The sequence below is a fragment of the Streptomyces sp. 8K308 genome, assembly GCF_004348315.1.
In the GTDB taxonomy this organism is placed as follows: Bacteria; Actinomycetota; Actinomycetes; order Streptomycetales; family Streptomycetaceae; genus Streptomyces.
Map to the genome: position 1 here is coordinate 1 of NZ_SMKC01000252.1, position 10,883 is coordinate 10,883.

At 73.3% G+C, this 10,883-nt stretch carries 8 protein-coding genes and 2 pseudogenes; 6 read left to right on the forward strand and 4 right to left on the reverse strand.

The window, feature by feature from the left end:
• Positions 1 to 243 precede the first annotated feature (243 nt).
• Positions 244 to 801, forward strand: coding sequence for a DUF2690 domain-containing protein (locus E1265_RS26640; protein WP_132933550.1), 558 nt, complete (start codon positions 244 to 246; stop codon positions 799 to 801).
• Between the two features lie 518 nt (positions 802 to 1,319).
• Here the strand turns inward: E1265_RS26640 and E1265_RS26645 are convergent.
• The gene (locus tag E1265_RS26645) at positions 1,320 to 2,114 is read right to left on the reverse strand and encodes a hypothetical protein (protein ID WP_132933551.1); all 795 of its coding nucleotides are present in this window, start codon (positions 2,112 to 2,114) and stop codon (positions 1,320 to 1,322) included.
• 241 nt (positions 2,115 to 2,355) lie between these two features.
• Here E1265_RS26645 and E1265_RS26650 point away from each other — a divergent pair, with 241 nt between their 5' ends.
• Positions 2,356 to 2,949: a DUF2690 domain-containing protein gene (locus E1265_RS26650; RefSeq protein WP_165953887.1), complete on the forward strand. Its 594-nt coding sequence runs from the start codon at positions 2,356 to 2,358 to the stop codon at positions 2,947 to 2,949.
• 83 nt (positions 2,950 to 3,032) lie between these two features.
• On the opposite strand, the gene E1265_RS26655 is transcribed toward E1265_RS26650, so the two are convergent.
• Positions 3,033 to 4,568, reverse strand: a complete 1,536-nt coding sequence (locus tag E1265_RS26655) for an MFS transporter (protein WP_132933553.1) — start codon at positions 4,566 to 4,568, stop codon at positions 3,033 to 3,035.
• A 178-nt stretch (positions 4,569 to 4,746) separates the two neighbouring features.
• Between E1265_RS26655 and E1265_RS26660 the strand changes: the two genes are divergently transcribed.
• A complete protein-coding gene (locus tag E1265_RS26660) occupies positions 4,747 to 8,025 on the forward strand; it encodes a BTAD domain-containing putative transcriptional regulator (RefSeq protein WP_132933554.1) in 3,279 nt (1,092 codons plus the stop codon).
• Positions 8,026 to 8,104: 79 nt separating this feature from the next.
• Here the strand turns inward: E1265_RS26660 and E1265_RS26665 are convergent, their stop codons facing one another.
• Together E1265_RS26665 and E1265_RS26670 are read right to left on the reverse strand one after the other, a co-directional pair.
• A complete protein-coding gene (locus E1265_RS26665; RefSeq protein ID WP_132933555.1) occupies positions 8,105 to 8,812 on the reverse strand; it encodes a GAP family protein in 708 nt (235 codons plus the stop codon).
• Positions 8,809 to 9,423: a TetR/AcrR family transcriptional regulator gene (locus E1265_RS26670; protein ID WP_132933556.1), complete on the reverse strand. Its 615-nt coding sequence runs from the start codon at positions 9,421 to 9,423 to the stop codon at positions 8,809 to 8,811. The genes E1265_RS26665 and E1265_RS26670 overlap by 4 nt, the downstream gene beginning before the upstream one ends.
• 112 nt (positions 9,424 to 9,535) lie before the next feature.
• Between E1265_RS26670 and E1265_RS38265 the strand changes: the two are divergent.
• The 3 genes and pseudogenes from E1265_RS38265 to E1265_RS38275 form a co-directional block, all read left to right on the forward strand.
• A pseudogene (locus tag E1265_RS38265) lies at positions 9,536 to 9,912 on the forward strand (S8 family serine peptidase); the annotation flags it as partial.
• Between the two features lie 18 nt (positions 9,913 to 9,930).
• Positions 9,931 to 10,517 (forward strand): annotated as a pseudogene (locus E1265_RS38270) (ATP-binding cassette domain-containing protein); the annotation flags it as partial.
• Positions 10,517 to 10,699 carry a hypothetical protein gene (locus E1265_RS38275; protein ID WP_207931218.1) on the forward strand — a complete coding sequence of 61 codons (183 nt, stop codon included), beginning with the start codon at positions 10,517 to 10,519 and terminating at the stop codon, positions 10,697 to 10,699. The pseudogene E1265_RS38270 and the gene E1265_RS38275, both read left to right, overlap by 1 nt.
• The last annotated feature ends 184 nt before the right edge of the window (positions 10,700 to 10,883 follow it).

A 10,883-nucleotide genomic window follows, 5' to 3' on the forward strand; every position in this document is an offset into this window, starting at 1 on the left:
TGTGTATAAGAGACAGCACCCGGACCGTCCGGCGCCGCCGTCGCGTCGAACCCCGGCAACTCCCGCGCCATCAACGGCGTCCGCACCAACAGCCGCCCGACGTCGCCGGGACCGGCCGGCCACCACCACTCGCTCTCCGTCATCCCCCCATCATCGCCGCACGCGATTGGCGTGATCGTGATGTCACCGGCGCACATCGCCGGGTAATACCCGGAGGAGGGGATTCCACGGGCGGGAGATGACATGGGCAGTGCAACCGGCCCGGAGGCTGGGCCGGAGCCGGCCGGCGGCCGGGCGGCCAGGTTATGGCAGGGCTTCCGACAGCACGTCCTGCGCAACACGCTGATCGTGCTCGCCGCCACCACGGTGGTGACCACCGTGGTGACAGCCGTGACCGAACGCCTCATCGCCGAGGACCCGCCGCCCACCTGCCCAGGCACCGACTGTGACGGCCGCAGCCCCCAGGCCACCGGCTGCTTCGAGGACGCCGGATCCCACCGCCCCACCGAGGCCAACCCGGCCACCCTCGAGATCCGCCACAACCCTCGCTGCGAGGCCGTCTGGGGCCGCATCCTGACCGGCGAACCCGGCGACCGCGTCACCGTCCGGGTCGCCGGCGGCGGCACCGCCGAGGCCCAGATCGCTTACGAGACCGACCAGTTCACCAACATGGTCGCCGTCGACCCCGCCCGCTTCCACGTCGAGGTCTGCGCCGTCCCCGGCCCCGCCTCCGACCGGCGGGCCACCTGGCAGCGCTACTGCGTCGAGGCGACCCACGACACGGACTTCAGCCTGCGCTAGGCCCTGTCCGGACGTTGCCGCCGCTGTAACTGCTCCTGCGCCATGCTGTGTTGGGGAAGTCCTGGGCGGTCGTTCTCATGAACCGCGTCCTCGCCCCCGTGCCATGGTCCGGTCTCGGTCGCGGTGACGCCGAGCAGGTGCGCCATCCGCCGGCCGCAGTGGCAGTGGGCCGGTCGGGGGCCTTCGTCCACCCGGGATAGCCACCGACCTTGCGGGGCGGGTCCGCCGCAAGTCACCTGCCGCTGCGGCACGTTCGTCGCGCCAGCACAGCCTCGGCAGCACCGCCGGTTCCTCGTCCTCGTGGCGCGTCCGTGCCCACCGGCAAGCAACTCCGGCACGTCCGCGTGTACAGCTGCATCACCGGCACCATCGCCACCGGCTCGGGCCCCGCCACAACGGTGGGCGTGCGCAGCGGCTTCCAGGGTCCTGGACGCATCGCACGAGACCAGCCAGCTCCGGGGAACAGCGCCTCGACATCGATGCGGGTCGGCCGAAGAGCCGTGCCCGCAGGCCGTCGGTCACGGCTGCGGGACAGCGAGATCCAACTCGTCGGCCTCAACCGAGAAATCGTCGGAGGGGCGGTGGAAGGGCAGTTCGGCGTTGAACCGGGCGTAGTCGGTGACGTTCACCATCGTGCTCCCGTCCTCGAACTCCATCTCCGAGGTGGTCCGCAGCGGATAGGGCTCGCCCTCGGCGGCGATCAGCACGGTGCTCGTCACCGCACTGCCGTCGCCGGACTCCTCGCGCCGCACGGTGACCACCGGCGTGCCGTGGTGATCGCTCACCGCCTCTACCGTCAGGCTGGTCGTCTCGACGCCGTACTCCGCCGGCTGGCCCTCGAGCAGGGCCACCGGCAGGCCGCCCCGCTCGCACATCTCGGCCCAGTCCGCGAGGGCCGGGTCGTCGGCGGAGCCGTGCAGATACCGGTTGGCCAACTGTTGCACCTGCGCCTCGTCGAAGATCAGCGCCAGCGTCTCGGGGGACATCCGCACCCAGAGATCGTCGGCGTCCTGGATCACCTCGACATTGCCCTCAGCGCTGTACAGGTTACTGGTGCACCGCTCGCCCGTAGTGAACAGGAGATCCCCGGCAGGGAGGCTGGTTCCTCCCACCTCCTGCGACATGTCGGCGGTGAAGGACTCCGCTCCCCGCAGTGTCTCGTCGGCCAGCCGCAGCAGCTCCTCGGGCTCCATGTCCGCCGGGCCTGCCAGGCCGCTCAGCCCCTCGGTGGCAGCCGATTCGGTGGGCTCGGCGTCGTCGCGCGGTTCGGCACTCCCGCCCCCGTCACCACCGCAGGCACTCAATGCCAGCACCCATGCGACACCCACGGTCACCGAAGCGCCGCGACGTCTCCAACTCTTCATCAGTCCCCCATCTCCTGAGCGGCCGTCATCATGGCATGGCTCGGTGACATCACGGTGACCGCCGGTTCCGTTTCGGTCACCCGGGCCCGTCGGGTCCCAACTCCACGTGGCGAGCACGTGACCTGGCCGGGCGGTGAGCCGTTGTCAGGGCACCACGACGAGGAACGGGGATGTGGTGGGCGGCGCGGGCTTGAACACTCAGAACGGCGCAGGCGATCCGGACAGCGACGGCGCCCCGGACCTTGGGCCAGACAGAGGCCGGCTGGCGAGGCTCGCGCACGCCCTGCGGCGGCACCTGCCGCGCAACGCGCTGATCGCCGGCCTGGTCACGGCTGCGGTGGTGGGCGTGGTGGAGGTGTTGGCCGGCCGGGGAGCGGATCGGATCCTCCCGCCGCCCGCGCCGGCGCCCACCTGTCCAGGCACGGACTGCGACGGGCGCAACCCGGAGACCACGACCTGCGGCGCCGACGCCGGATCCCACCGCCCCGCGGAGGGCAACCCCGCCACGCTCGAGGTCCGCTACAACCCGCGCTGCCAGGCGGTCTGGGGCCGCATCCTGACCGGCGAACCCGGCGACCGGGTCACCGTCCACGTCGTCGGCGGCGGCACGACCGAGGCCCAGATCGAGTGGAACGACGACCAGTTCACCAGGATGCTCGCCGTCGACCCCGCCGGCTTCACCGTCGAGGTCTGCGCGGTGCCCGGCGGCCACCCCGACCGGCGGGCCACCTGGCAGCGCTACTGCGTCGAGGCGACCCACGACACGGACTTCAGCCTGCGCTAGGTCGGGCACCCTGCCGAACCGGACCTCGTGGCCTCCGGCAGCCGAGCGGCCAGCGGCCAGCGGCCGGACCGACCTCCACCGCGTCAGCCGTTCCCCTCGTCGCCGCCCGCTGGGACGTGCCGCAGCAGCACCATCGCGGTGACGGCCAGCACCGCGACGAGCACTCCCGCGACACCGCTCGCGAGGTTCAGCCCGTTGGTGAACGCCTCCCGGGCCTCGGCCAGGACCTGGGCGCCCATCGCGTCGGACACCGCGTCGGCACCCGCGAGCGTGTCACGCGCCGTGCTCGCCACCGACGCGGGGAGGTCCCGCGGAAGGGCGCCGTTGATCTCGTCCCGGTACACGGCGGTGACGACACTGCCAAGACCGGCGACGCCCATCGCGATGCCAAACTCCATGGCCGTCTCCGACATCGCCGCGGCAGAGCCGGCCTTCTCCGGCGGGGCCGAGCCGACGACCAGGTCCGTGCCGAGCACCATCATCGGGCTGATGCCCGCGTAGATGAGCACGAAGCCGGTCACCAGCAGCGGCAGCCCGTCGACGCTGTCGACCACGCCGATCAGGGCGTACCCCAGCGCCGAGACGAACAGCGCGCCGCCGACGACGAATCCGGGGCGCGCCCTGGCGGCGATGACCGGCGTCAGCGAGGACGTCACGATCAGCGCGCCGGCCGCGGGCAGCAACCACAGGCCCGCCCTGATCGGCGACAGGCCCGCCACCAGCTGGAGGTACTGCGTGACGAACAGGTAGAGCCCGCCCATGAGGCCGAGGCCGAGCAGCAGTACCAGCAGCGCGGCGGTGAACGCCCGGTTCGCGAACAACCGCGGATCCAGCAGCGGGTCGGCCAGCCCGCGCTGACGCCGGACGAAGGCCACGCCGAAGACCACACCGACCAGGACCGTGCCGACCGCGGCGGCGTCGAGCCCGTGTCCGGCCAGGCGCTTGATGCCGTAGATCACCGGCAGCACCGTGACCAGGGACAGCGCCACGCTGGCCAGGTCGACGCGGCCTGAGTCCGGGGCCCTGTGCTCGGGGAGCAGCAGCGGCGTCACCACCAGGAGCACCACCATGACGGGCACGGCGAGCAGGAAGACCGACCCCCACCAGAACCACTGCAGCAGCGCACCGCCCAGGACAGGACCGACCGCGATGCCGACGGAGAAGCAGGTCACCCACACACTGATGGCGACGCCGCGCTGACGGGCGTCCCGGAACATGGTGCTGATCAGCGCCAGCGTCGAGGGCATCAGCGAGGCACCGGTGACCCCGAGCAGCGCGCGGGCCGCGATCAGCGTCTCCGGGCTGGTGGCCGTCGCGGCGAGGACCGAGGCGAGACCGAAGCCGAGCGCTCCGCACATCAGCAGCCTGCGCCGACCGACGCGGTCACCCAGTGTGCCCGCGGTCACCAGGAAGCCGGCGATCATGAAGCCGTAGATGTCGACGGTCCACAGCAGTTCGGTGCTGGTCGGCTCGAGGTCCGCGCTGATGTGCGGGACCGCGAGGTTCAGCACGGTCGCGTCGAGGGCCAGCAGGATCGTGGGGAGCGTGAGAACGAAGAGCCCGAGCCACTCCCGAGGGCCGGCCCTCAGGTTGGCGGACACCTGGGTCTCTGTCGTCATGGGGAACCCTCCGTGGTTCGTGGGCCGTCGCGCCCCGGGGGGACCGGGGCACGTTGGCGTGTGTCGCCGGGCCGTGGCGTGGACGTGTCCCACCCTGAGGCGGGGCACTCACCGTCCGCTCACGGACCGCTCACGGTCGACTCCCGGCACGTCAGGGGGCTGCGTTACCGTGACGCGCATGCGATTCGGGGTACTGGGGCCACTGGCTGTGTGGGGGGCGGATGGCGGCCTCGTCACCGTGCCAGGACCCAGGACCCGAACGCTGCTGGCCGCCCTGCTGTCGCACGAGGGCCGCCCGGTCTCCGCGGACCGGCTCTTCGACGAGCTGTGGGACGGGCGGGAACTGCCCGGCAACCCCTCCGCCGCCCTCCAGACGAGGGTCTGGCAGTTGCGGAAGGTGTTCGAGGGCGCGGAGGCGGGCGGAAGCGAGCTGCTGACCCTGCGCGACAACGGCTATCTGCTGCGTACGGAACCCGAGAGTGTCGACATGGACCGGTTCGCGGCCCTGACGGCGCGCGCCCGGGCCGCCGACGACCCCCGCAGCCGCGCGGCGCTCCTCTCCGACGGTCTCGCGCTGTGGCGGGGGGAGGCGTTCTCCGGCTTCGAGGACGCCGCGTTCGCCCGCCCGGTCATCACCCGTCTCGAAGAAGCCCGCCTGGCCGCACTCGAAGCGCTCGCCGAGGCCCGGATCGACCTGGGTGAACACCTCGACGTCGCGGGAGAACTGCGCGAGCTCGTCATGCGCCACCCGCTGCGCGAGCGACTGCGCGGCCTCCACATGCGCGCGCTCTACGCGGCCGGCCGCGCGGGCGAGGCACTGGCCAGCTTCCAGGAACTGCGCACCCGTCTCGCCGACGAACTGGGCCTGGACCCCGGCCCCGAACTCACCGCCCTGCATCAGGCGATGCTGGAGCGGGACACGAGGCTTGACGCCCCCTCCACCGTCGTGGCGGTCCCCCGGCGGCGCCCCGCCACGAACCTGCCCGCCCCACTGACGGAGCTGATCGGCCGCGAGGGCGCGGTCGTCGAGGTGAAGGGCCTGTGCGACACCGCGCGGCACGTGACGCTCACCGGGTCCGGCGGCGTCGGCAAGACCAGGCTCGCGCTGGAGACGGCGGCCCGGCTGGCCGACGACTTCCCCGACGGCACCTGGCTGGTCGAGCTCGCCGCCCTCGGCCGTACCGGCAGCGCGAACGCGATGGACCAGGTGGCGGAGGCCGTCCTGACGGCGCTCGACGTTCGCGAGGAGTCGGGGCCCACCCCTCGTGGCGCGAACGGACCTCGCTCACCCGCCGAAAGCCTTGCCGAGGCGCTCGCCGACAGACGGCTGCTGCTGCTCCTCGACAACTGCGAGCACGTCGTCGGCGCGGTCGCCGAACTCGCGGTGCTGCTGCTGAGGCGCTCTCCCGGCCTGCGGCTCCTGGCCACCAGCCAGGAACCGTTCGGGATCCTCGGCGAGGTGGTGTGGGCCGTGCCCCCGCTCGAGGTGCCCGACCCGGCGCGCGAGCCGGGCCTCGACGACGTGGCCCGTTCCAGTGCCGTCGAGCTGTTCGTCGCCCGGGCCACCGCCGCGGCGCCCGGCTTCACGCTCGACGCGGGCAACGCCCGGTACGTGTCGGTGATCTGCCGCCGGCTCGACGGAATCCCCCTGGCGCTCGAACTGGCCGCGACCCGGGTACGGGCCCTCGGGGTACGGGGGCTGATGACCCGCCTCGACGACCGCTTCCGGCTTCTCGCCACCGGGTACCGGGGCGCCCCGCCCCGCCAGCAGACGCTCCGGGCGATGATCGACTGGAGCTGGGACCTGCTGACCGCTCCTGAGCGCGCCGTGCTGCGCCGCCTCGCCGTCCACGCGGAGGGATGCTCGCTGGAGGCGGCGGAGGCGGTCTGCGCCGGGGGAGAGGTGCGCCCCGACGACGTCCTCGACCTGCTCGCCCGCCTGGTGGCCCGCTCACTGGTCGTCATGGCGGACAGCGGCGACGAGCCACGCTACCGGCTCCTCGAATCCGTCGCGGAGTACGGTCTCGCCCGCCTGGACGAGGCGGGCGAGACCGAGGACGTTCTCCGGCGCCACCGCCGCTACTACACCGAACTGGCCGAGCGCGCGGCACCGCTGACGCGGGGTCCCGACCAGCGGCGCTGGATGCGCCTCCTGGACGCGGAAGCCGCCAACGTCCGCCGGGTGCTCGACCACGCGGTCCTGCACGGTGCCGTTGAGGACGCCCTCAGGCTCGTCAACGCGCTGGTCTGGTACTGGTTCCTGCGCGGCCGGCTCCGGGAGGCGGGCCGCTCGCTGGCGGCGGCGCTCGCCGCGGCGGAGCGGACCGAGGCTCCCCGTACCCCGGAGGCCGTGACGTCCCTGCGGGCCAGGGCCCGGGCGTGGCGAGCTGGGTTCGCCCTGCTCGTCGGCGACGGCACCGAGCGGACGCGGTACGGCCGGGGCGCGGTGGAGCTGTTCCGGGAGCTGACGGACCCGCGGGAGCGGGCCGGAGCACAGTGGTTCCTCGGATTCGCCCTGTTCGGTGTCGGCGACCAGGCCGTCAGCGAGGAACTCGTCGACCAGGCGCTCGAGGGGTTTCAGGACATCGGGGACACCTGGGGCACCGCCGCGGCGCTCAGCGTACGGGCCAACCAGGCGCATGTGCGGGGCGACCTCGCACGGCTCGCGCACGACGGGCGACGCAGCGCGGAGCTCTTCGCCGAACTCGCCGACGGCTGGGGCCGGCTGCAGACCATCGAACCGCTGGCCTCACTGGCCGAGATGGCCGGCGACTACGAACGCGCGGCGCGGCTCCACCAGGACGGGCTGCGCATGGCCGAGGACCTCGGTCTCTGGCCGGACGCCGCGGACCGACTGACGAGCCTGGGCAGCATCACCATGCTCACCGGCGACCACGCCAGGGCGCGGGAGTACCACCAGCGGGCGCTGCGCCTGGCCGCCGAGCACAGCTTCAAGCCGGGGGAGATCCATGCCGAGGTCGGGCTCGGCCTGGGCGCCCGCCGCGAAGGACGACTCGACGCCGCCGAGGCCCACATGCGCCGGGTGCTGCGGTGGCAGACCAGGATGTCCTTCGAGCCGGGCCGTGCGCTCGCGCTGGCCGAACTCGGTTTCGTCGCCGAGCAGCGGGGCGACGCGGACCGGTCCCTGAGCCTTCAGCTGGAGGGCTGGACCTCGGCCCGCGGCACGGGAGACGCCCGGGCCATGGCGCTGGCCCTGGAGGGCCTCGCGGGTGCCCACGCACTCGCGGGGCGCCACGCCTACGCCGCCGTGCTGCTCGGCGCCGCCCACGCGGCCAGGGCATCCGTGGGCATGCCGCTACCCTCCGCCGAACGGGGCGATGTCGACCGGATCACGGCGGCGGTACGGGAGCACCTGGAGGAGGGCGCTTATCTGGCCGCCTACCGGCACGGCATCGAACTGACACCAGAGGAGGCACTGTCCGCCCACCACCGCTGAGCCGCCCGGCGGCTCCCCACCGCCACGCCGTCCTCCGCCTCGGCGCCGGAACCGGTCGACCGTTTCGGGCTGACGGCCGTCAGCCGCCGAACGCGTCGGGGAACCACAGCCGGGCCGCCGCGTCGCGCGCCACCAGGAAGCCGGCGATGACCAGGATCCAGCCCGTCGCGCCGGCGGCGCGCTCGCCGAGCCAGGCACCGAGGCGTTTCAGCGTTGGTTCGATCCGCGCGGCGGCCAGGGTCCGGCCGGCCAGCAGGAGCAGCGCCGGCGCCACCATCAGCGCGCAGTAGCCGGCCAACACCGCCGTCACGGCCGCCGTGTCGAGGCCCGCCGTGCCGAGCATGGCGATGGCGCCGAGGTAGGGCAGCATGGTCGCGGCCTCGGCGAGCGCGGCCAGCAGGGCCAGGCCCACCATCCACCCGGCCGACGCGCGGTGCGCCAGCCGGTCCCGCCACCGTCCGGTCGAGCCGCCGCGGGCTGCCACCCGCTTGGGGTCGAAGTAGAAGCTCAGGGCGAACAGACCGACGCCTATCCCGAGTTGGATCCACAGCGCGGTGCGCCCGTCCAACGAATCGCCCACGGCCGTGAGCAGTGGCTCGGCGCCGAGCACGATCGCGAGACCGAGTGCGAGGTAGCAGCCGGCCAGCGTGCCCAGGTAGAGCAGCACCCGGGCGGCGCTGAAGCGGGTGGGGGAGAGGAGCAGCCACAGCGGGATGAGCAGCGTGCCCACGCTGGTGGCGTCCAGCAGGGCGAGCCCGGCGAGGGAGAGCAGGAGGCCGAGGCTCATCGCGCGGCCCCGGTCCCGAAGAGCCGGCCGAGGTAGCCGTCCAGCAGTCCCCGCACCCGCTCCGCCGTCATCAGCTCCGGCTCGACCGCCCGCTGCACCGCGAGCCCGTCGGCGAAGGCGGCGAGCGCCAACGCCTCGTACTCGACGTCGAGTTCGGCGGGCAGCTGGCCGAGCCGCCGCGCCTCGTCCAGGGCCGCCCGGCAGCGGGCGCGGATGTCCTCGGCGCCCGCGACGTGCAGCTCCCGCAGCGCGGGGTGGACGGCGGCACGCGCCAGGAAGGCGAGCCAGAGCCGCGATTCGGCGTCCGACGTGGCGCCGGCCCCGGTGAGCACGCCGAGCGCCAGCGCCAGGCGCTCGGCCAGTGCGCCCCGCGGATGCTCGGCGAGCACCGCGTCGACGCGCTCGTTCATCAGCTCCCCGAGGTGCCGTACGGCGAACAGCAGCAGTTCGTCCTTGCTGCGGAAGTACGTCTGCACCAGGCCGGTCGTGGCCCCGAGCTCGCGCGCGATCCGTGGGATCGACGCGGCCTCCAGGCCCTCGGACTCGACGATGTTCAGCAGCGCGCCGGCCACCTGCCGGCGGCGCTCGACGGGATCGGCATGACGTGGCACGCCGTTACATTAAGCCCTTAATCCAACGAGGGCAATCTCGCCCCTTGCGCCCCGTCACTCCCTCGGCCAACCTGCCCGCTGGCAGGCCCATGACCGACTCGCCGGTTTCGTCGGCGTCGCGAAGGGGGCCGACCTGGTCTCGGTCCGCGTCCTCGACGACAACAACACCGGCACCACCACGTCCATCGTCGCCGGCGTCGAGTGGGTGACGGCCAACGCCGCGGGGCCCGCCGTCGCCAACATGAGCATCATCGGCGGCGCCAACGGCCTCATCGACGACGCGGTCCGCGCCTCCATCGCCTCAGGTGTCACCTACGTGCTCGCCGCCGGCAACAACTCGGGGCCAACGCGGGGAGTTACTCGCCGGCCCGGGTGGCCGAGGCCATCACCGTCGCGTCGAGCACCACCACCGACACCCGCTCCGGCTTCACCAACGTCGGCCCGGTCGTGGACATCTACGCCCCGGGCACGGACATCGTCTCGGCCTGGTACGGGGCGACGGCGCACGGCCCCAACGGCGCGGGCAAGACGACGCTGCTGCGGATCCTGGCCACCGCCATGCACCCGACCGGGGCGCGCTGACCATCCTCGGCCAGGACCCGAGCATGCCGCGCGGGCGGGTCCAAGCCCGGCGACTGTTGGGTTACCTGCCACAACACCCGGGCGCCCACCCGGGGTTCACGGCCTTCGAGTTCGTCGACTACGTGGCGATCCTCAAGGAACTGACCGACCGCCTGGCCCGCCATGCCGAGGTGCGGCGCGTGTTGGACGCCGTCGGCCTCGCGGAGCAGCGGGGCAGACGGATCCGGGCGCTGTCCGGCGGCATGCGTCAGCGGGTGGCGCTGGCGGCGGCGCTGGTCGGCGACCCGGGGTTCCTCGTGCTTGACGAGCCGACCGTGGGTCTCGACCCGGAGCAGCGGATGCGGTTCCGCGAGCTGATCGCCGAGGCCGGGGAGGGCCGTACCGTGCTGCTGTCGACGCATCAGACCGAGGACGTCGCGATGTTGTGCCGTCGGGTGGTGGTCCTGGACAGGGGGCGGGTGCGGTTCGACGGGACCCCTGGCGAGTTGTCGGCGCGAGCCGAACGCCGGGTGTGCTCCTGTCGCTGGCTGTGGCGGCGGCCTCGCTGCTGCCCGACCAGCTCGCGCTGTTCGTGCCGTTGGGCGAGGACGGGCGGGAACGGGCGCACCGGGCCTGGGTCGTGCTGCTGGCCCTGTCCTTCGCCGCGTGGCTCGCCTGTGGCCGGGAGCCGCGGCGTGCCGGGCGGCGGCGGTGACACGGCGGGCGACGACGTCTCTCCGTACCGATCGGGCGTCCGGACCCGAAGCGCTGGTGAACGTCTGGGCCGGGCCGTGGAGAGTCGGTGGAGCTGTTACGCGAGGCACGGCCCCCCCGTGCCGCCTCAGGCCGCTCCGCGCCTAGCATCCCAAGGGTGCGAACGCCCCACACCGACCCCACCC

What these genes read in the sequence shown, in the direction of transcription:
- E1265_RS26655 (WP_132933553.1), bottom strand. Translation starts at nt 4,568, where the DNA reads ATGACGACAGAGACCCAGGTGTCCGCCAACCTGAGGGCCGGCCCTCGG.
- E1265_RS26660 (WP_132933554.1), top strand. Translation starts at nt 4,747, where the DNA reads ATGCGATTCGGGGTACTGGGGCCACTGGCTGTGTGGGGGGCGGATGGC.
- E1265_RS26640 (WP_132933550.1), top strand. Translation starts at nt 244, where the DNA reads ATGGGCAGTGCAACCGGCCCGGAGGCTGGGCCGGAGCCGGCCGGCGGC.
- E1265_RS26665 (WP_132933555.1), bottom strand. Translation starts at nt 8,812, where the DNA reads ATGAGCCTCGGCCTCCTGCTCTCCCTCGCCGGGCTCGCCCTGCTGGAC.